Consider the following 19852-nt stretch of genomic DNA (forward strand, 5'->3'; position numbering starts at 1 on the left):
GGAGGACGTTCGCTTGGAACTGATCAACCGGCTTCCCTTTCCGGCCATGGCCTTTCGGCAATTCGACGCCAATGGGGATTTGGATTGCGTCGTGTCGGTTCGCGGGACGTTCGTTCACCGCCAGGGCGAGGCGCTCGCCATCGCCGCAAAGCAGGAGGACTTCCAGTGGGAGGACGCCTATGACGGTGATCCCCATGCCGGCCCTTTGTTGCGCCAAACCGATCTCACCCCCGAGAAGGCCGGGACCGATATCACCTTCCTCGGTAATGCTTATGCGCCGAACGGCGCACCGGCGCGTTCATGGCAAGTCGGTCTGCGTGTCGGAGAGTTGTCCAAAAAACTTGAGGTCCATGGCCCGCGTTTTTGGCGCCCTGTTATCAAGGAAAAATGGGCCGGCTTTTCGGCAAGGGAAGCAAAGCGCGTGCTGGCGGACTGGCAACTGAGTGAAGCCGAGCCGGTATCCCAGGTGCCGATGTGCTGGAGCAAGGCCTATGGCGGCCAAATCCCCGCTACAGGCGATCCGGAAACCGAAACACCCGCCGATGTCGAAGCGCGCAATCCGCTCGGTTGCGGCATCGTCAATCTCGACATGCCGTCGGATCACGCCCCTGTCGCCGCCCCACAGATTACCTCACCTGGTGAGACGCTGAATTGGCGCGAGCCGGCCGAGCCGCAGGGATTGGGCCTCGTGTCGCCCTGGTGGCGGTCCCGCCAGCAGCACGCGGGCACTTATGACGATGTCTGGCTCAACGAGCGCCACCCGCTTCTGCCCAGGGATTTCGATGCGCGTTTCTGGCAATGTGCCCATCCAGATCTGATTGCCGTTCCGCGTCTGGCCGGTGACGAGGATTATCAGTTGGATGATCTGCACCCGCGCTTTGCGCGCGCCGCAGGACGGCTGCCCGGAATGACGCTGGGGGTACGGTGTGTCGGTCATGATCGGGACGAATGGCACGTGCTGTCGCTCGACGGCGTACATTTCGACTGGCGAGACGACGAGCGAGTGATGCTGACCTGGCGAGCCCGCTTTTCGCTTGCGGAGGCTCTCGGAACCGAGCTGACGCTGACGCGGGTACGGCTCAACGTCGAGGCCGATGCTCCTGGCGGGGTAGCGGCATGAGCATCCCGCGCGACAACTATGTCGGCGAGCCCGATTATCCAAGCCCCTGGACGACGAAACAACCGCGAGAGGGATTGCGCGACTTGGACGAGGCGCGGGTCGTCTCGCTGTCGCCGGATGTCTGCCTGACTCCGGTAGGCTCGTCCGCCGTCCCCATCCCGTACCCGATCGTCGACTATTGCGGGCACGACAAAGATTATACGCCATCTGTCCTCTTCACCGGCAAGAAGGCGATGGTCATGCGCTCCTGCACGACCCACGTCCATGGTGACGCCCCGGGAACAAAAAAGGGTTTCAAATCCGGCACCGTTGAAAATATTTGCGAGCCGATCGGTCATGCCGAGCAGGTACGCGCTGAGGGTTCCCACGTCATCCGCCATCTCGACCGTTTCTGGATGAACAATCGGAACACGCAGGGCGAAGCGATCTTCGTCCGTGGCACACAGACATATGCCCCGCCGCAAGACGACGATCCCGTCTGGGGATCGCTGCGCTTGAATGGCGCCAATGCAGACGAAGGCCGCGTGATGAGCGATGCCTCGCCCGAGCCGCTGATCATGGGTGCGCAATATGCGCAAGCGAATGTCGGCACAATGACGAATGCAGGTGGCGGACTGGTCAGTGGAACGACGAGGGGAGCGACCACAACCGCTCCGCCCACAACGCAGACGCCAACCGCCAGTTGGCCTAAAATTGGTTCGGCGGCGCTCCAAAGATTTGGAATTTGGGGTCGCGTCGGATCGCTGATCTTAGACGACCTCAGCAAAACGCAGGCTGAGAAAGCTGCGGAAGCGCGCGCTTTCCAGACGATTCTTTCTGGGCCGGGCGATTATGTCATGACTCAGAATCGCCTCCTGGGCGGTCGCCAACATGTCAGTAATCCTCTGGACATGTTTAATTCTTCAGCTTGGGAAGGGAAATACGGCCTCGTTATCAACGATAGCGAACGCATTCCGCTTGCCAATGACATTTTGTCTGCCCTGGCCGGAAAGCCGATGGACGTCCGCAGAATGTCGGATGCCGAAGTTCAGAGTGTCCTCTCTCCCTTTCAGGGGCTATCAGAAGATCAAATCGAGCAAAAGCTCAAGGAGATGACCGAGGCCCGGAAAAAGGAAGAGGAGGAGAATAAGCCGAAGCCGGAGGAGCCAACGCCGGTTCCCATTTTGCCGGATAGTAGCGTCCGTATCGATGAAGATTATAACCGGCGCTGCCCGATCAAGACGATTCCCTTCGAGAGCCACGGTAAGCGCGATGAATTCGAACGGCAGATTGAGGAGCAGGAGGGACGTCTCAACAGGATGGCTGTATCGGAATATATGCAGAGGCGCGCACCGATCCTACCGGGTGTCCCCGGACGTCAACAAACTCTCGCGTCTCGCCGAGCCGCATCTCTCCCTTATCAAAACAATGCGCGGAACGCTTACATCCGAGATAATCAAGTAGCCTATGTTGCTCAGTATGGACGTCAAGCGTGGCAGGATCACCTTTCCTCTCTGGCCGCAACCCATGAGCTAGATCTGATTGCAGGCGGGTATGAAAATGAGATATCTGGCATGGGCGGTACTGTAGAAAACAGCTCCATAGGACCTCAATGGCGAGCCGACAGCCGCAGCGGCGCGCTTGACCGGCATGCGCAAGAACTCGCGCGCAACGGTTGCCCAATGATGCGTGTCAACCTCGTTGTCAAATAGGAGCCAATATGTCTGTTACACCTCGGCGCCCCCTGCAGGAAATCCTGGATGAATTCGGACCGCTCAAAGATGGCACAACGGTTTCTGCTTCGGAGGCCGATGGCTATCGTGGGAGGCTGCCTGACGCCATGGTTGATTTCTGGATTGAACATGGTCGCGGGCAGTGGCGTGATGGTCTCTATTGGATCTGCGATCCCGAGCCCATTATGCCTGTTCTGCATGCGTTGTTTGCCGGCGATCCGGAATTTGACTCCGCAAGAATGGTGCCCTTCATGCGTGATGCCTTCGGCGAAGTCAGTATCTGGCATTCCAAATTTAAGGTGATCACGCTCAACGTGAATAGCGGCACCGTCACTACCACTGACATTACTACCAAGGTTATCGAGGGCATCCCTCCATTCGATGACGATATGGCGGTAGCTGCCGCCGTGGACGCCAGTGTTTTCGATATTAACGGCTGGGTGGATTCTACGACCGGCAAGCCAGTTTTCGATGCCGTACGCCGGCGGCTCGGGCCGATTGATGCAAATCAGGTCTATACTATGGTCCCGCATTTCCGCCTCGGCGGCGGCGGCGCCGCTAAGGATTTTTCAATCGGCGGCTTCATCGAATATCTGGGCGTTCTGACGCAGATGGGATCCTTTACATTTGAACGTTATGTCGATCCGAAGGAGGGTGGTCGGGGTGCCTTTGGGCATCTCGAAGCTGTTCGTACGATCGGCCATGACCGTCTGATCGATAATTGATGTGCGCTTCGCCTTAGGTGCAATCCGTATGATTAAGCGTTGCCCATGCGAGGAAGCGGGCACTGTCCAGCAGCTTGTCCCACTCAGGCAAATGCTTTTCGGGAACATAGGACGTGGCTTCAAACTACAATATCTTCGAGATCAAGTGGTTCGACGAGTTCCTCTCGGCTTATAAGATCGACGATATCACCCGCCCGAGCGCGGCCGATGTGGAGGCCTATCGCGGCAAGTTGCCGGATTTTCTTCTCCGTTTCTGGGCAGATCATGGCTGGTGCAGCTGGTCCAACGGTCAGTACTGGCTTTGTGATCCTTCCTTGCCGAAGCCGGTGCTGGACTATGTCTTTCGCGGCGATCCGGAGCTCGATCCCGAAAAGATGTATGCCTTCGGCTATACCGCCTTCGGTGAAATCGATATCTGGTATGGCGATGCCATGATCAGGCTGCACCTCCTGATGGACAAGGTTAGTGTTGATCCTCGCGAGTATGATGAGGAAAACCAGCGTGAATGGACCGACGAAGTTATGCTGGGTCTGTGTTTTTCAGGGCGCTTCTCACCGGCCACGCCACCATGGGAGGATGAAAATCGCAAAAACATGATGCCTCAGGCTTTGGAAACTCTCGGGCCTCTGACATGGGGTCAAATTTACGGTTTTGCGCCCGCGCTTAGCCTGGGCGGCCGCAACATTTTGAAGAATCTTCAGAAGATGCCGTTGGGCGAGCATCTGGTCTTTCTGGCTTCCATGGAACCGCCAACCTATTACGACTATGCACCGCCCGCTGAGGGAGAAAGTGGTTTTGATACCGTGACGCCACACCGAACGATCGGGTTTCAGCGTTATTAGATCGAGGTCGGTTAGGCTGCCGGCAGCGCCTATTTTGGATAGAGGGCAGAGCCGAAAACTCCTGGGAAACTATGCACCATCAAAAGATCGCTTGCTGTGCGCTATGGGACCAGGCACGTCTGCTGCTGCAGGGCAGCGCTGAAGTATGCCCGCTTCCGGATTTTTAAGCCGCGGCGCTATTGGTTGGCGAGATCACGAGGAGAGAAAGTGCAGCAGGAGTTCGCGGAAATCATGTCAGGTCGGTCAGCCAGAGGATTGCGCTGGACAATGGCTCAGAGAATTTTGAACTATATGGCATCTCTAAGTTTTTTTATGGCCGCCCTGCTTCATGTGTTCTTCGTATACAAGACGAGCCCAGCTCATATAGATATTAGTTTTGTCGTCACGAGTAAAAGTGTATATTCATACTTTGTAATATATTCTATAAACCTTATTATTTTTTACGCCATCGTGTCGCTTTTAAAGATATTTATTGGGCTGTCGTTGGGCGGTAGAAGATTTTTCTATATAGATATTTCGTCGTTTATATTTGGGTATATTGCAATTTTTTCGATATGCGTGGCTCGGGGCATCCCTGTTTTTTAAAGGAAGGGGCCGAAGGATTGGGCCAGAACGGCGATAATGCCGCAGCGGAAATATTCGACTTTTCAAGCCGAGACAGCGAGATCAACTTATCTTAATTCCGAAAGCCAGATGATGAAGCAGATCCTGTTCTTTGCGACTCCAAACGATATACGACCGGTAATTTCCGCTTTGGACACGACGAACAAAATCGCGTTCGCTCGAGTTGGAAGCTACGACGTTAAAGACCCTCCGATGATATCCGGCCCCGAAATACCCAATCCAGGATTTGCCACGAACGAGACTGCCAGCGGATCGGTTTCATATCTCGCTGTTCCTGCGGGCTCTCGATTGAATGTGCATCCCTATACGAGCGAAGATTCCAACACGTTCGGAAAGAAGATGTGGAGTGTTTACAGCGGATTTAATGACGAGTCCGTTGAACTGACGCTCGCCGGGATTTGGGAAGACGGCACTCTTTTACCTGGAAGCGTCAAGGCAATGCACAATAATGAATTTTCGAAGAAAATAATGCGGGATTTTCAGTCTTCTCTGAAAAAGGCGAGGTTCGAAAAGGCTCAATCTTGGTGGCTGGGCACGGAGGCAGTTGAAATGCTGAGAGCTGGTAAACGGCTGAGCACCACAGCGGTTCAATCGCCGCCGGAATATGACTTGCGGCCGGAGCATCTCGGTTGAGCTGAGGCACTTCGACGCGACTTGCGCTCGGTGGCGGAGGTCGGAAACCTTTTCCTTTTCCGCCGTTAAACAATTTCGCCACAAGGAATTAGCACACCATGACAAACACCGATGCCCAGCCGTTGCGCACATTCATCGCCGACGAGAACCAAGCCTTTGCCGACCGGCGTCAGGGAAAATTCTGGCCGGCCAATCATCATCGTATCGGGCCGCTGGCGACCAAAGCTTCCGGGCTGCTCGATCGAGACGAGCAAGTGGATTTCTATTTCCATTTCATGCGCGTTGCCGGCGGAGCGCCCTTGGTCGGGGAGAAGGAAATGCCGCTGTTGCTCGAGGCCTATAGGCGCATGCTGCCCTTTCTCGATCTCGGCGGCGTCATTTCGATGCCGCGGCGGCACAAGCTGCTCTTCGTGTTTGGTTTTGACGATGCCGGTATCCTGCCGAGCGGCGAGACGATTTCGGCCAAGGCGCTGAAGGCGCGCCTCAAGCTCATCACGCAGGTCGGCGCTTATACGACGATGCCCGCCCAGCGCGACAAGAAGGCAAAGTTTCTTCCCTTCGCCGACGAGGCGGTGCGCATTCTCGAGACTCTCCGGCATCTCGGCTATCGCCACGACAGGCGCTATGGCGAAGATCTCTATGATGTCACCAATCTCAGCTTCTGGGGTATGGTGTTTATCTGCCTGCTCAACAAGGCGACCCGTGCCGATCTCGTTGCGGATATGGTCGAGGGCAAATACGACCTGATGCGGCGTGTCGAGCAGCTGGCGATGCTGCATCGCTATGTCGATGCGGTTCTGCCGGATGCCGGGCCTGACGAAGAGCGTTTCGCCTCGCTGGCGCGGCAGCTCAAGGAGATCGAGTTTGCTCGCCGCAATGCTACGGAATCCGTCGCTCTGGTACAGGAGCTGGGCCTGCCATTCGGCGACGATGAGGACTGGGAAATCCATATCGCGATCCCGCTACGCGGCACTGAAGGTCATCCGCTGGTTGCCCGGAACGTCGTGCGATTGCATATCCGGCCGAACCCGGACTGGCAGTGGGAATTGAATGCGCGCTTGGCCGAGCGCGGGGAGTTCTCGGAAGACGAGAAAAAGATTTACCGCAACGATCTCCATTTTCCCGTTCTCGGCCGTGGAAACCTTCGTGCCTTTCCGGCATGGCTGAGACAGGTGCGTGAGAAAAACGGGTTGGATTTCGACACTGGCGCCGCCGACATTCGGGTGGGCCGCAAGCGGGCGGCGGCCAAGCTGGTGGCCCAATGGATGGGAAATTGAACCCAGGCAGAGCGAGACTGCCGGGAAGCGTATCACGCCATAAACGTGGAGCTGTTCAAGCGGAGGGCCGGACCTTCGCAGCAGCGCCGAGTCGTTTGCACGACCCAATCATAACAAAATACGTCGACGCTATCCGTTTCGCGCGCAAAACATCCGATCGGAGCGGCGCCGAAGCACTTTTTTAAGCGTTGCCGCCTTGGATGGGATCGCGCTTGTCACGGGGGCAGCGGCACGATTGGTCCGCAGGGATACAGGAATACGACATGGTCCATAGCAGTTGTGCACTTATGATCCGCCGCTGGTCCTACGGCTGCGGTGCATTGCGCTAAGGCTCGGTCGCATGGTCGAGACAACGAACAGCCCGGGTTGGAATGCGGCGTATCGGGATCGAGCTCCTGATGGTCCGGACAGCGTTGAAGCGCCGACCGATCTCAACGATGAGAAGGCCAGATTCTCTGCGGAGATCGCGGCATTGGCGGCGGCTGTCCTGGGCGGGGATCTGATGCGGCGGATGAAAGCCGACTATGCCGATCCGGATCTCTCCCGTTCGGCCGCTATCCTCAATGAGCTGATCGTCTCGATTGGTGATAATCTGTCCGATTTCAACGATGCGATGGCCGCGCTCGCCCATGGGGATCTCCATCGCGGCATGCGGGACAAACATCGCGGCGCCTTCGGACAATTGCAGAAGAATTTCAATCTCGCCCTGGCGACGGTCCGCACCGTGCTGGGCGAACAGGGCTCGGGCCGGTTCACGGAGAAGGCGACGAAATTTCGCCGCATGCTGGCGGGCGTCAGATCGAAGAGTGTCGCTTTCGAAATCCGGGTCTCCGATGAAGAATCGCGGCCAATTCCTTCGCCTCCCCATGATCTCTGGCTGAAGCTTGCCGATGCGCTGGATGGTTTCTCGGCCTGAACATCGACCGCGCCACAACCGCAATGGCGGTTGTGGCGCGCTGATGCGCCTCACTATCAGAAGGGATAGTGCTGGGCGGAATCCTCCATCGTGATCCAGCGCAGATCGGTGAATTCGGCGATGGCCGCCTTGCCGCCGAAGCGGCCGTAGCCGCTGCCCTTGACGCCTCCGAAAGGCATTTGCGCCTCATCATGCACGGTCGGGCCGTTGATGTGGCAGATGCCGGATTCGATGCGCGCGGCAACCGCCATCGCCCGCTGGATGTTGCGGCTGAAGACGGCGGATGACAGGCCGTATTCGGTGTCGTTGGCGATGCGGATCGCTTCCTCCTCGCCCGAGACGCGAATGATTGGCTTGACCGGGCCGAAGGATTCTTCCGCATAGACGCGCATGTCAGGAGTGACGTGATCGAGTAGCGTCGCCTCGACCACGGTGCCGGAGCGCTTGCCGCCGGCCACGAGTTTTGCACCCTTGGCCGTCGCATCGGCGATCAGCTCCTCCATTTTCTTGGCGGCGTCGAGGCTGATCAGCGAGCCGAGCACGACGTGGCCGCGCGGATCGCCGGCCGGGAGCTGGCTGGCGCGGGCGGCCAGTTTGGCAACGAATTGATCGGCGATCGAGCTATCGACGATGATCCTTTCCGTCGACATGCAGATCTGGCCCTGATGCATGAAGGCGCCGAAAGTGGCGGCATTGACCGCGCCGTCGATATCGGCGTCGTCGAGGATGACCAGCGGGGCCTTGCCGCCGAGTTCGAGCAGGGCAGGCTTGAGGTGCTTGCCGCAGGTCTCGGCGATGATCTTGCCGACTTTGGTCGATCCGGTGAAGTTGACGCGCTTGACGGCGGGATGGGCAATCAGCGCGGCGACGATCTCAGGCGCATCTTCCGGCGCGTTGGTGATGACGTTGAGGACGCCGGCCGGCAGGCCCGCTTCGGTCAGCACCGTTGCGATCAGCCGGTGCGTGCCCGGGCATTGTTCGGACGCTTTGAGGATGGCGGTGTTGCCGCAGGCGATCGGCATGGCGATGGCGCGGGTCGCCAGGATGACGGGCGCGTTCCAGGGGGCAATTGCCAGGCAAACGCCGGCCGCCTGGCGAACACCCATGGCGAGTGTGCCGGGTTTGTTGGAGGGAATGATTTCGCCGGAGATCTGCGTCGTCATGGCGCCGGCTTCGCGCAGGATGTTGGCGGCGAACATGACATTGAAGCCGGCCCAGGGCGCGGTGGCGCCGGTTTCCTCGATCATCAGCCGGGTAAACTCGTCCACCTTGGAATCCATGATGTCGGCGGCCTTCATCAGGATCGCGCGGCGCTGGCCGGGGCCGGTCTTGGACCAAGCGCCGAAGGCGGCTGAAGCGGCATCGGCGGCGGCAGCGGCATCCTCCAGGCTCGCCGCGGCGGCGCGGCTGGCGAGCTTTTCGGTGAAGGGATCGATGCGGTCATAGGTCCGGCCGTCGGAAGCCGGCCGGTCTGCGCCATTGATCAGCAGGGAAATATTCATCATGGGTCTCCTTTGAGAATGACTAGAAGCCGAGGACGTCGGCATTGATGGATGCTTCGAGGCCGCCGTCGGCGGCAAGATTGGCGCCGTTGATCCAGCGTCCGCCATCCGAGCAGAGGAAGAGCACGGCGGGCGCAATATCGGCGGCGGTGCCGGCGCGGCCGACGCGGGTGATGTCACTGTCGACCCTGGCGTCGCCGAGCACGGCGCGGAACTGTTTGAGGATCGGTGTTTCCACCGGCCCGGGGCTCACCGCATTGACGCGGATGCCACGCTGCTTGAACAGCGGCTGGTGGGCCGCGCGCATGGTCCAGAGCAGCAGCAGTTCCTTGGAGAGCGGATAGGCTTGCTCATCCGTGAGGCCGTGTTCGGCAACGATCGCCGCCACATCGGGAAAGCCCTCGATCGATGTCAGCGACTTCGCCCGTTCGAGATTGGCCCGCCAGCCGTAACCGGCAATCGAGGCGACGTTGACGACGGCGCCGCCTTCGCGCAGCCGGGGCGCCACGGCCTCCGACAGGGCGCGCAGACCGTAGAAATTGACGGCGAGCGTCGAGACGACGCCGGTGCTGCCGGAAAGGCCGGCGACATTGGCGAGCGCATCGAGACGCGTCGGGAGCCGTGCAATGATCTCGGCCACGCCCGATGGCGTGGACAGATCGGCCTTGATGAAGGCGGCACTTCCACCGGCCGGTTCGCGCACATCGACACCGATGACCTCAGCGCCCATCTGGCCGGCCAGTTCCGCCGTTCGGGCGCCGATGCCGGAGGCCACCCCGGTCACCAGGATTGTCTTACCAAAAAGCATGAACGTCACCTTTCGCTGGAGAGTCCGGCAAGCAAACCGGCTCATTCCTTCCATTTGATCTTGGTGGGACCGGGCAGTTTCAGCCGGTAGCCGACCGGCAGAAGCTGAAAATCGAAGCGGCGCTCGATTTCGCCCCAGAGGCCGCGCGGCAGATAGAGGGAGAAAACCAGGGCGGTGGCGCCGAGGCCGATCAGGTACCAGACACCGGCGCCTCCGAAGAAGGTCTCGATGACGAAGAACAGGATGGCGCCGAGGATCGCGCCCTCGAACTTGCCGATCCCGCCGACCAGCACCATGAAGATCATGTAGGCCGTCCACTGGACGCTGAAATAGGTCTTCGGCTGGAAAGTGGTGGCGGTCGCCAGCCACAGGCCGCCGGCGATCGCAATGCCGAAGGCGGCGAGCACGAAGAGCAGCCTCTTGGTCGCGGTCACCCGCACGCCGACCGAGGTCGCCGCCTCCTCATTGTCGCGGATCGCCTGCATGGCGGCACCCGCGCGGCTGCGCATCAGCATGAAGAGAGCGCCGAGCAGGGCTGCCATGGACGCCAGCGCAAGCCAGTAGATCGTCGCCCGCCGCATGCCGCTGTCATAGAGGTTGAGCGAGATCAGCGAGGTTCCGGTTTCTCCCTGGATCAGCCGGTCGAGGTTGACGAGCAGATGGGCGAGTTCGGCCACGACCCACATGCCGATTGCGAACTCGCCACCCTTCAGCCGCAGCATGAACAGCGAGAGCGGGATCGACAGAGCGCCGGTGACGACCGCGGCGGCAAAGACCGAAACGAAGGGATCGAGCCCGGCGTCCGCGAGCCGGATGGTGAAATAGGCGCCGAGGCCGAAAAACACCTGCTGGCCGACCGAGACCAACCCGCCGAAACCGGCAAGCGCATTCCACATGGCCGCAAGGATCACGTAGATGAACAGGGCCGTCAGTCTGTCGATCGCGCCGGCGCCGAGCACGGCGGGGGCGAGCGCCAGGAGTGCCAGCGCCGCCGCCATGGATCCGAGCGCCAGCCGCGAGGCCCTTGTCCAGCGTTCTATCGATATTCCGTTGGAGACGAATGTCATGTCGGGCTCCGAAGACGGGCGCGAAAATTGAGGAACGCGCCGAGCTTGTCGAGTTGGGGCATGCCGAAGCGGGACAGCCTGACGAAAAGGACCAGCAGAAACACGGCATGGCCGCCGATCAGGAAGCCTTGCGGATGCAGCTGCGCGCCGAGCGATTGAGCAAGGCCGAGCACGATGCCGCCGGCAAGCGTGCCCCAGAGCGATCCCGCCCCGCCGATGACGGCCGTCTCGAAGGCAAAGAGAAGCTGCGGGCCGCCGGCATAGGGGCTGAAGGTCGCCCGCATCCCGAGAAAGGCGCCGGCGATCCCGATCGTGACCATGGTGATGGCGGTGGCGACGGCATTCACCCTGCGCGCGTCGATGCCGACGAGCCCTGCCGTATCGGGATCTTCGGCCGTGGCGCGGATGGCGCGGCCGAGCGCAAAACGGCTGAGGAAAAACTGCAGCGCGCCGAGAACGAGGATCGCCGTCACCATCATCATCACGGCAAGCTTGCCGACGAAGATGTGGCCCGGCAGCTGCCAGGATGCATAGGACAGGTTGCCGATGAAGGGGGCGAGCGATCTGGTGTCGGCGCCGAACTGTTCGAACAGCAGGTTGTCGATGACGATCGACAGGCCGAAGGTGGTGAGGATCGGCAGCAGCGTGCCGCCGCGGGCGCTGCGTTCGAGAATGAAGCGCTGCAGCAGCCAGCCGATCGCCGCCATGACCGGCAGCACGATCAGCAGGCCGGCGAAAGGTGGGATGCCGGCCTTGGCGGCGAGCAGCCACAGCCCATAGGCGGCCGCGACCGCCAGGCTGCCATGCGCGAGATTGATGATCCGCATGACGGAGAACATGAAGGACAGGCCGCAGGCGATGACGGCGTAATAGCCGCCGAGCAGGATGCCCTGGATAAGGGAATTGATCATGATGGGCTCCTTTCGCCGGCGGCCCGATGCAGCCCGAAATAGGCCTGGGTGACGTGCTCGCGGGTGACGGCTGCGGCCGGCCGGTCGAGCACGACGCGTCCTTCCAGCATGCAGACGACACGGCTTGCGACGCTCATGGCGCGGGCAAGATCCTGCTCGACGAGCACGATCGTCGTTCCCGAGGTCAGCAATGCCTGCAACTGGGCATAGACGCGATCGACGACCAGCGGCGAAAGCCCGAGCGAGACTTCATCCAGCAGCAGAATATCCGGGTTGCTCATCAGCGCCCGGCCGATCGCGGTCGCCTGCTGTTCGCCGCCCGAGAGATGCCCGGTTTTGGCGTGGCGGCGGGGCTTCAGGTTGGGAAAGGCGTCGAGGACACGATCGATCTCCCACTCGCCCTTGCGGCCGCAGCTCTTTCCGAGAAGCAGGTTTTCTTCGACCGTCATCTGCCAAAACAGCCGCCGGCCTTCCGGCACCAAAGCGATGCCCTTGGCGATCCGCTTATGGGAGGGGATCGGGGCCAGATCTTCATCGTCGAGAAGGATCTGCCCGGAGGCTGGAAGGTGGGCGCCTGCGATCGATCTCAGCAGCGTCGTCTTGCCCGCGCCGTTGGCCCCGACCAGCGCCAGCACCTCGCCCTTGGCGATATCGAAACTGACCCCGCGCACCGCCTGGAGCAGGCCGTGGCGGACGTCGAGATTGCGAATGGAAAGGAGGCTCATGCCGGCGTCCCTCCGAGATAGGCTTTGACCACCTCAGCATTGCTCATGACCGCTTTCGGCTCGCCATCGGCGATGATCCTGCCGGCGTCCATGCAGATCAGCCGTTCCGCCACCTGCAGCAGGATATGGACGATATGCTCGATCCAGACGATGCCGATGCCGCGGCGGCGCAATTCGAGGATGGTTTCCACGAGTTCGCTCGCCTCGCCATCGGTCAGGCCGCCGCCGATCTCATCGAGCAGCAGCAGCCGCGGCTGCGTGGCGAGTGCGCGGGCAAGCTCCAGGCGTTTGCGATCGAGAAGGCCGAGCGTGTCGGCCGGGCGGTTGGCCACCCCGAGCATGCCGCAGAGCGAAAGCGAATCCACCACACGCTCATAGGCTTCGTCGCGGCTTGCGGCATGGCCGTGCGATGCGGCGACGAAGACATTTTCGAAGGTCGTCATGCCGCTGAAGGGTTTGGGCACCTGATGTGTCCGCACCAGCCCGGAACGGCAGCGTTCCGCCGCCGTCCGGCCCGTGACATCGACGCCATCGAAGGTGATGGTTCCGGCACTTGGCGGGAAGGCGCCGGCGAGCACGGAGAGCAGCGTCGTCTTGCCCGCGCCGTTCGGCCCGACGATGCCGACCGCATCGCCGTCGCCCATGGAAAAATCCAGGTTTTCCAGGACGACGAGGGCGCCGAACTGCTTGTGGATCCCTTTGGCCGAGAGAAAGGCTCCTCCCGGCCGATTTTGAGCTAGCTGCTGCACCGTGCGTTACCCGTTATAAGCGATGAGCTTGGCGCCGACCGGGACATTGGGGTCGGTGGCGTTTTCGGTGACGACATAGTCGAGCGCGAATTTCGAGCCCTCGGCCGCCTTCACCCATTGCGTGCCGATGATCGGCCCGGGTGAGACGTTGGCGACCGGACCGCTGGTGAAGTCGACCTTGCCGGCGATCGTCGTGGTTTTCAGCGTGGCGATCGCCTTGGCGACGGCTTCCTTGCTCTTGACGTCGCTGCTCGCCTTCAGCGCATCGAAGCCGGCATCGAGAAGCGCGAGGCTGGCGCCGAGTTGCTGCGTCCATTGTTTGCCGCTTGCCGTTTCATAACCGTCGGCAAGCTCGGTTCCGGAGACGCCGGTCAGCGTGGATTTATAAGGGAAGGCCTTGTGCCAGTAGGCGGCGCTGCCGATGTTCATCCCGAGATCGCCGAGTGCCTCGATGTCGGAGGGAAACAGGCCTGTCTTGGCCACCTGGCAGATCTTGATCTGCTGGGTCAGACCCTGCTGTGCGGCCTGACGCCAGAAGGCGGCGAAATCCGGCGGTATCGGGAAGGAGTTGAAGATCTCGACACCCTCCTGCCGAAAAAGGGCGATCTGCGCCGTAAAATCGGTGGTTCCGGTTTCATAGGCGCCGGGATCGACGATGGTGAAGCCGGCCTTGGCAAGTGCGGGCGCCAGATGGGCGCGGATCGCATTGCCGTCGGCATCGTTGGGATACATGACGCCGACCTTCTTGTTGGTCTCGATCAGGTTCCACTGCGAGACATAGGCCTTGTGGAACTCTTCGACGCCGAAGCCGAAATGATAGGTCCACTTGAACGGCGAGGGCGCGCCCGGCTTGGCGCCGCGGCCGAAATACCAGGCTTCCCAGGGCATGACCGTGGACAGGCAGGGAATGCCTGCTGCTTCGCAGGCGTCGGCCACCGGATTGATGGTTTCCGGTGTGGAGACAGCAAGCATCAGGTCGATCGCCTGGTTGTTGATCAGGTCCTTCGCCAATTGACCGGCACGCGAGGGGTCGGACTGGGTGTCCTGGTCGAGTATCTCCACCTTCCAGGTCTTACCTCCAGCCTGCAGGCCGTTCGCCAGCGCCTTGCGCGCGAGGTCGAGAACATAACCGTCGGTCTCGCCGAAGCCGCCGAGCGGACCGGTGCGCGGGCTGATGAAGCCGACCTTCAGCGTATCGCTGTCAGCGAAAGCCGTGCGACCGGAAAGCGCGAGTGCCGCGCTGCCCGCCGCAGCCGACGCGATGAAAGACCGGCGGGTCAGAGACGCCGCGTTGAGTTTGCCGTTGCGGAAAATGCCGTTCATGAAATTCCTCCCTCTTGATGCGGGCCTCCCAGCCCGTTTCCTGTGTTCATCCCGATCCGAACTCAGATCGGGTATTGCCGTTTTCCCGATGCCATGGTGACCCATCTGAGCTCGGTGAATTCGTCGATCGCCGCCTTGCCGCCGAAGCGGCCGTAGCCGCTCGATTTGACGCCGCCGAACGGCATTTGCGGCTCGTCGGAAACCGTCGCCTCGTTGATGTGGCAGATGCCGGATTCGAGCCGCATGGCGACGGCAAGGGCCGCATTGACATCGGCGCTGAAAACCGCCGCCGAAAGCCCGTATTCATTGTCGTTGGCAACCGTCACGGCCTCATCGACGCTGCCGACGCGAATGATCGCCGCGACCGGGCCGAAGCTCTCCTCGCGGTAGATGCGCATGGCCGGCGTCACGTGGTCGATGACGGTCGCATCCATCAGCGTGCCGTGGGCCTCGCCGCCGCAGACGAGGACCGCGCCCTTCTGCAGGGCGTCGTCGATCAGCGATCTGACGCGGCGCACAGCTTCGGCGTTGATCAGCGTGCCGAGCGGCGTGTTGCCTTCCCCCGGGTGGCCTGCAACGAGGGTCGCAGCTTTCGTCCCGAACTTGCCGACGAAGTGGTCGGCGATCTCGTCCATCAGGATGATCCGCTCGGTCGACATGCAGATCTGGCCCTGGTTCATGAAGGCGCCGAAGGCGGCAGCGCTGACCGCCTCGTCAATATCGGCGTCGGCTAGCACGATGAACGGCGCCTTGCCGCCGAGTTCGAGCAGGCAGCGCTTCAGATGCCTCGCCGAGGCTTCGGCGATGATCCTGCCGACACGGGTGGAGCCGGTGAAGTTGATGCGGCGCACGGCCGGATGGGCGATCAGGGCGTCGACGACGGCGGCGGCATCGCCCGGCGCGTTGGAGACGACATTGACGACGCCGCGCGGGAAGCCGGCATCGCGCATGATGTCGCCGATCAGGCCATGGGTCTTCGGGCAGAGCTCCGAGGCTTTCAGGACGACAGTGTTGCCGCAGGCAAGCGGCATGGCGACGGCGCGGGCGCCGAGAATGACCGGCGCATTCCAGGGGGCGATCCCGACGCAGACGCCGGCCGGCTGGCGCACGGCCATGGCGAGACTGCCGGGAATGCCCGACGGAATGAGTTCGCCTGAGATTTGCGTGGTCATCGCCGCCGCCTCGCGAAAGATATCGGCGCCGAGCCCGCAATTGATCGCCGCCCATTGCGCGGTGGCGCCGGTTTCGCCGGTCATGGCGGCAACGAGTTCCGGCGTGCGGGCCTCCAGCAGATCGGCCGCGGCATTCAGCAGCCGGCGCCGTTCGCCGGGGCCGGTCTGCGACCAGTCGGGAAAGGCGGCAGCGGCTGCATTGGCTGCCCGGGTCATGTCGACGACCGATCCCGCCGAGGCGACCGTCGCGACATCGCCGCTCAGCGGATCGATCCGTTCGAAGGTGGCCCCTTCGGAAGCCTCCATCGCCTCGTTGTTGATCATCAGCTTTGCCGAAAACACCGTTTCACCCCGCATTGTTGCCATGGGGAGAAGACGAGCGGACGCAGCAGCCCGAAGGCTGTCTCAGCGTTGCCGCGTCTGTCGGAATGCCTCCTCCCAAAGGCTGATGACGATAAGGTTACGCCGATCAATTGCGGATGGAATGCGATTTATTGGGTTAATATTGTAATTATCCGGCGATTGCGGCAATGTTTGAGGCGAGCGGAGGAGAAGCATTGGCGACGGACGGCGGCATTCATCACTATGCCAGGGGCGAGTGGCATGCGCCGTCGCTGTCGCATCGGCGCATCCGTCTTCAAAAAGGACTGTATGCCGATTTCTACCATTTCCTGCTGCTCGGGGAGGGGCGGGCCGAGCTCCATTTCGATGGCGGCGAAGATCGGCGGTTGCAGGGGCCGCTGCTTGCCTTCCTGCCGCCGCAGGCCCGCTGCGACCTGTCGATTTCCGCCGGAACCGCGGCTCATCTCGTCGGCGCCTCGGCGCAGGTCATGGTCGATGCGATCGGCGACAAGGTCGAATCCTATTCTCTGCGCATCTTCACCGAGCAGCGCAAACTCGTGGAGGCGCTGGATTCCTTGCTGGTGGCCGAAATCAGCCCCTTGATTTCAGGCTTCGTGCGGGAACTCGCCGATCCCTCCCGTTCTTCCTGGATGGTGGCATCGGCCTATATGCGGCTGATCCTGATGACGCTGTGGCGCGGTTCCGACGGCGAGAGAAACGAGCCGCGCGGGCAGGGCGAAACCGGATCGATCCTGCAGCGATATCGGCAACTGGTCGAGGCCGGCTTCCGCCGGCATCGGCCGATCAGCGACTATGCCGCCGAACTGGGCGTCACCGCCGACCGGCTTCATTCGATCTGCCAAAGGGGGCTCGGCCGCTCGCCGATCCAGCTTTTACACGAGCGCGTGGTGCAGGAGGCAAAACTCAGACTGGAACGGTCGGCCCGCAATATCCAGGAAATCTCCGACAGCCTCGGCTTTCGCGATCCGACCTATTTCAGCCATTTCTTCAAACGCAAGACCGGCCTTTCCCCCGCCGGCTACCGCGACATCGCCCGCGCGTCGGCCGGCTCGGAAAACGGCATGCTCTCCTCAGGCTACGCCGACTGGCCTTAGGCTCAGGGCTCATTGGTCAAAGCTGGAATTTGCCGGTCTTGGATCGCAAATCACATTGATAGGGAAGCCCCAACAGATGGAGGACTGCAATGCGCCAATAGTAACCGTCACAACGGATCGGGTGAACGACGGCTTCCGGGCTCCGATTTTCGAAAGCAGACCTTGAGCCTAGCGGGCGATCTGACGCGAAGTGGACATTCGGTCCCCTTCGGCCGAACGCACGCGCCGACGACCCCTTCGCAAGTCCGAAATGCTTGGTTTCAGTCCCATCATTTCAGCTATAAGGTGGGAGACGTCGCCCAAAGGGGATTCAAGGTCAATGCCCCCAGAGAAGAAGGACCGTTCGCCTGTTGCGCTGGAACAGCGCGACGTAAGCGCCGACCAGCGCATATTCTCACCTTCCGTTGCGCGAAATTCGGCACCGATCCTCGCGGTCCTAAAACGTGTCCTTCCAACACGTGGCGCCGTGCTGGAGATTGGATGCGGGACCGGTGAGCACGCCGTGTGTTTTGCGGGAGCAATGCCCAACCTCACCTGGCAGCCGAGCGATCCGGATGCCGACGCCCGCACCAGCACGTCTAACTGGATCAAATTCGCAGGGCTGAAGAATGTGCTGGCACCGCGGGATATTGATGTGTGCTCAGGCCAATGGGGCGTCGAACAAACCGGGCATTTTGACGCCATCGTGTCGATCAATATGATCCATATCGCGCCATGGGCGGCAAGCTTAGGATTGTTCGCAGGAGCTGGCCGTTTGCTTCACGCTGGTGGGCTTCTTCTTCTCTACGGCCCATTCATGCGCGACGGGGCACACAACGCCCCCTCGAACGCTGCTTTCGACGCGGCTCTAAAGGAGCGCAACCCATCCTGGGGTGTGCGTGATATCGCTGATCTTGAACAAGTGGGTGAGGCCGCTAGACTTAATCTCCGCGAGACGATCGAGATGCCTACCAACAATATGTTGCTGGTCTTCTCCAGCGGTCGTGCCTGAACGACAAGGGGGGGGCGAAAGAGACGTGGGCAGCATTCGGGCCCTTTGCTGCCGTTCGGAGTCGATCCAGGGAACGTACGGTATGTGCTAGAATGCGGCCGAAGGCGGAACGCGACATGCGCACTGCGAGGGGCGGTGTGAAAGGGGAGACGAGGACGAATGCCGACACCAGAGAAACCCAGTCTAATAATTCGACAGAAGTCCCCACCAAACATCGAGTTTCCGTTTGCGTCGCTCTCCGATTGGCTGATCCCGACCGAGCTGTTCTTCGTGCGAAACCATTTCCCGTCGCCGGACCTCGATGCGCGTGACTGGAGATTGCGCGTTGGCGGGGCGGTGGAGCGGCCGATCGAACTTGACCTCGACAGCATCAAGGCGATGCGGAGCACGACATTAACCGCCGTCGTCGAGTGCGCAGGGAACGGGCGCGTCTACTATGTCCCGCCGAAGGAGGGGTTGCAGTGGCAGAACGGAGCCGTCGGCAATGCCGCGTGGACAGGTGTTCTTCTGCGCGAGATTCTGGAAATGGCGGGCGTTAAGTCAACCGCATGTGAGGTTCTGCTCACAGGCGCCGACAGCGGCGTCGTCGACACGAACAAGAAAACGGCTTCTCCCGGCCCCATCGCTTTTGCGCGCAGTTTACCGCTTGAGAAGGCCATCGCTGACAGCACGATCCTTGCCTATTCGATGAACGAGGAGCCGTTGACGCGCGATCACGGTTACCCGATACGCGCGGTTGTCGGCGGCTGGTTCGGCATGGCTTGGGTCAAGTGGATCACTGATATCACGGTTGTGGAGCAACCGTTCCTTGGCTACTGGCAGGCGCGCGACTATTTCCGTTGGGAGCGCAGCCTCGGGGAACCCAGGCTGGTCCCCCTCGCGGAGATGGAGGTCAAAGCGCAGATCGCGCGTCCCGTGCAGGGGGCGCGTCTCATCGCCGGCCAACCGTACCGGATTTTCGGAGCCGCCTGGAGCGGAGAGGCTGTTGTCCGGCAGGTGCAGGTCTGCACCGGAGATGGCAGGGGCTGGCGCGAGGGAAGGCTCCTCGAAACAGAACGTCCCTTTGCATGGCGCTTGTGGGAGTACATGTGGACCCCTAAAGAAGTGGGGCAATATATACTGCGATGTCGCGCGATCGATGCGGCGGGGTGCGTGCAGCCCGACCTCCCGCGTTCCGACTGCGAAAGCTACGCGGCCAATTGGATCGTTCCGGTGGAGGTTACGGTCGTTCCCGAGCCGCAGACTTACGAGGAGGAATTCGTGATCTAATCACCCGCATGGGGCGGAACGGCGGCTTT

The 19852-nt window shown here is 61.1% G+C and carries 18 protein-coding genes; 10 read left to right on the top strand and 8 right to left on the bottom strand.

Translation table 11 applies throughout. From position 1 onward, the window contains the following. The first annotated feature begins 13 nt into the window (after positions 1 to 13). From BBJ66_RS31220 to BBJ66_RS31255, 7 genes are all read left to right on the top strand, one after another. Positions 14 to 1120, top strand: a complete 1107-nt coding sequence (locus tag BBJ66_RS31220; RefSeq protein ID WP_071093020.1) for a DUF2169 family type VI secretion system accessory protein — start codon at positions 14 to 16, stop codon at positions 1118 to 1120. Continuing rightward, entirely contained in the window at positions 1117 to 2811 is a 1695-nt protein-coding gene (locus BBJ66_RS34820; RefSeq protein ID WP_071093022.1) for a PAAR-like domain-containing protein, read from the top strand. The genes BBJ66_RS31220 and BBJ66_RS34820 overlap by 4 nt, the downstream gene beginning before the upstream one ends. Positions 2812 to 2819: 8 nt before the next feature. Then, on the top strand, positions 2820 to 3557 hold the full coding sequence (locus tag BBJ66_RS31230) for a GAD-like domain-containing protein (RefSeq protein ID WP_071093024.1): 738 nt from the start codon (positions 2820 to 2822) through the stop codon (positions 3555 to 3557). 113 nt (positions 3558 to 3670) lie between these two features. Then, on the top strand, positions 3671 to 4399 hold the full coding sequence (locus tag BBJ66_RS31235; protein ID WP_071093026.1) for a GAD-like domain-containing protein: 729 nt from the start codon (positions 3671 to 3673) through the stop codon (positions 4397 to 4399). Between the two features lie 693 nt (positions 4400 to 5092). Further along, a complete protein-coding gene (locus BBJ66_RS31245; RefSeq protein WP_071093030.1) occupies positions 5093 to 5656 on the top strand; it encodes a hypothetical protein in 564 nt (187 codons plus the stop codon). A 98-nt stretch (positions 5657 to 5754) separates the two neighbouring features. Next, entirely contained in the window at positions 5755 to 6933 is a 1179-nt protein-coding gene (locus BBJ66_RS31250; protein ID WP_071093032.1) for a hypothetical protein, read from the top strand. Between the two features lie 472 nt (positions 6934 to 7405). Continuing rightward, positions 7406 to 7849, top strand: coding sequence for a chemotaxis protein (locus tag BBJ66_RS31255; protein ID WP_225881115.1), 444 nt, complete (start codon positions 7406 to 7408; stop codon positions 7847 to 7849). A 56-nt stretch (positions 7850 to 7905) separates the two neighbouring features. Here the strand turns inward: BBJ66_RS31255 and BBJ66_RS31260 are convergent, their stop codons facing one another. From BBJ66_RS31260 to BBJ66_RS31295, 8 genes are all read right to left on the bottom strand, one after another. Then, positions 7906 to 9351, bottom strand: coding sequence for an aldehyde dehydrogenase (locus BBJ66_RS31260; RefSeq protein WP_071093037.1), 1446 nt, complete (start codon positions 9349 to 9351; stop codon positions 7906 to 7908). A gap of 22 nt (positions 9352 to 9373) precedes the next feature. Beyond that, a complete protein-coding gene (locus BBJ66_RS31265; protein ID WP_071093039.1) occupies positions 9374 to 10159 on the bottom strand; it encodes a coniferyl-alcohol dehydrogenase in 786 nt (261 codons plus the stop codon). A 41-nt stretch (positions 10160 to 10200) separates the two neighbouring features. Beyond that, entirely contained in the window at positions 10201 to 11226 is a 1026-nt protein-coding gene (locus BBJ66_RS31270) for a branched-chain amino acid ABC transporter permease (protein ID WP_071093041.1), read from the bottom strand. Continuing rightward, positions 11223 to 12137, bottom strand: a complete 915-nt coding sequence (locus tag BBJ66_RS31275) for a branched-chain amino acid ABC transporter permease (protein WP_071093043.1) — start codon at positions 12135 to 12137, stop codon at positions 11223 to 11225. The genes BBJ66_RS31270 and BBJ66_RS31275 overlap by 4 nt, the downstream gene beginning before the upstream one ends. Beyond that, on the bottom strand, positions 12134 to 12862 hold the full coding sequence (locus tag BBJ66_RS31280) for an ABC transporter ATP-binding protein (RefSeq protein ID WP_071093045.1): 729 nt from the start codon (positions 12860 to 12862) through the stop codon (positions 12134 to 12136). The genes BBJ66_RS31275 and BBJ66_RS31280 overlap by 4 nt, the downstream gene beginning before the upstream one ends. After that, entirely contained in the window at positions 12859 to 13611 is a 753-nt protein-coding gene (locus BBJ66_RS31285; protein ID WP_071093048.1) for an ABC transporter ATP-binding protein, read from the bottom strand. Before BBJ66_RS31285 ends, BBJ66_RS31280 begins: the two co-directional genes overlap by 4 nt. Before the next feature lie 6 nt (positions 13612 to 13617). Continuing rightward, positions 13618 to 14934, bottom strand: a complete 1317-nt coding sequence (locus BBJ66_RS31290) for an ABC transporter substrate-binding protein (protein ID WP_071093050.1) — start codon at positions 14932 to 14934, stop codon at positions 13618 to 13620. 62 nt (positions 14935 to 14996) lie between these two features. Then, complete coding sequence (locus BBJ66_RS31295; protein WP_071093052.1) at positions 14997 to 16463, bottom strand: aldehyde dehydrogenase; 1467 nt, start codon at positions 16461 to 16463, stop codon at positions 14997 to 14999. Between the two features lie 200 nt (positions 16464 to 16663). Here BBJ66_RS31295 and BBJ66_RS31300 point away from each other — a divergent pair, with 200 nt between their 5' ends. The 3 genes from BBJ66_RS31300 to BBJ66_RS31310 all read left to right on the top strand — a co-directional run bounded on the left by BBJ66_RS31300 (position 16664) and on the right by BBJ66_RS31310 (position 19823). Then, complete coding sequence (locus tag BBJ66_RS31300) at positions 16664 to 17563, top strand: helix-turn-helix transcriptional regulator (RefSeq protein WP_071093054.1); 900 nt, start codon at positions 16664 to 16666, stop codon at positions 17561 to 17563. A gap of 319 nt (positions 17564 to 17882) precedes the next feature. Then, positions 17883 to 18554, top strand: coding sequence for a DUF938 domain-containing protein (locus BBJ66_RS31305; RefSeq protein WP_071093056.1), 672 nt, complete (start codon positions 17883 to 17885; stop codon positions 18552 to 18554). A 159-nt stretch (positions 18555 to 18713) separates the two neighbouring features. After that, positions 18714 to 19823 (top strand): sulfite oxidase, encoded by a 1110-nt coding sequence (locus BBJ66_RS31310; protein ID WP_071093058.1) that lies wholly within the window; start codon positions 18714 to 18716, stop codon positions 19821 to 19823. Positions 19824 to 19852 lie beyond the last annotated feature (29 nt).

Source organism: Rhizobium sp. RSm-3 (assembly GCF_001854685.1).
Lineage (GTDB): Bacteria > Pseudomonadota > Alphaproteobacteria > Rhizobiales > Rhizobiaceae > Rhizobium > Rhizobium ecuadorense.

What these genes read in the sequence shown, in the direction of transcription:
- BBJ66_RS34820 (WP_071093022.1), top strand. Translation starts at nt 1,117, where the DNA reads ATGAGCATCCCGCGCGACAACTATGTCGGCGAGCCCGATTATCCAAGC.
- BBJ66_RS31230 (WP_071093024.1), top strand. Translation starts at nt 2,820, where the DNA reads ATGTCTGTTACACCTCGGCGCCCCCTGCAGGAAATCCTGGATGAATTC.
- BBJ66_RS31245 (WP_071093030.1), top strand. Translation starts at nt 5,093, where the DNA reads ATGATGAAGCAGATCCTGTTCTTTGCGACTCCAAACGATATACGACCG.
- BBJ66_RS31250 (WP_071093032.1), top strand. Translation starts at nt 5,755, where the DNA reads ATGACAAACACCGATGCCCAGCCGTTGCGCACATTCATCGCCGACGAG.
- BBJ66_RS31260 (WP_071093037.1), bottom strand. Translation starts at nt 9,351, where the DNA reads ATGAATATTTCCCTGCTGATCAATGGCGCAGACCGGCCGGCTTCCGAC.
- BBJ66_RS31265 (WP_071093039.1), bottom strand. Translation starts at nt 10,159, where the DNA reads ATGCTTTTTGGTAAGACAATCCTGGTGACCGGGGTGGCCTCCGGCATC.
- BBJ66_RS31270 (WP_071093041.1), bottom strand. Translation starts at nt 11,226, where the DNA reads ATGACATTCGTCTCCAACGGAATATCGATAGAACGCTGGACAAGGGCC.
- BBJ66_RS31275 (WP_071093043.1), bottom strand. Translation starts at nt 12,137, where the DNA reads ATGATCAATTCCCTTATCCAGGGCATCCTGCTCGGCGGCTATTACGCC.
- BBJ66_RS31280 (WP_071093045.1), bottom strand. Translation starts at nt 12,862, where the DNA reads ATGAGCCTCCTTTCCATTCGCAATCTCGACGTCCGCCACGGCCTGCTC.
- BBJ66_RS31290 (WP_071093050.1), bottom strand. Translation starts at nt 14,934, where the DNA reads ATGAACGGCATTTTCCGCAACGGCAAACTCAACGCGGCGTCTCTGACC.
- BBJ66_RS31295 (WP_071093052.1), bottom strand. Translation starts at nt 16,463, where the DNA reads ATGCGGGGTGAAACGGTGTTTTCGGCAAAGCTGATGATCAACAACGAG.
- BBJ66_RS31305 (WP_071093056.1), top strand. Translation starts at nt 17,883, where the DNA reads ATGCCCCCAGAGAAGAAGGACCGTTCGCCTGTTGCGCTGGAACAGCGC.
- BBJ66_RS31310 (WP_071093058.1), top strand. Translation starts at nt 18,714, where the DNA reads ATGCCGACACCAGAGAAACCCAGTCTAATAATTCGACAGAAGTCCCCA.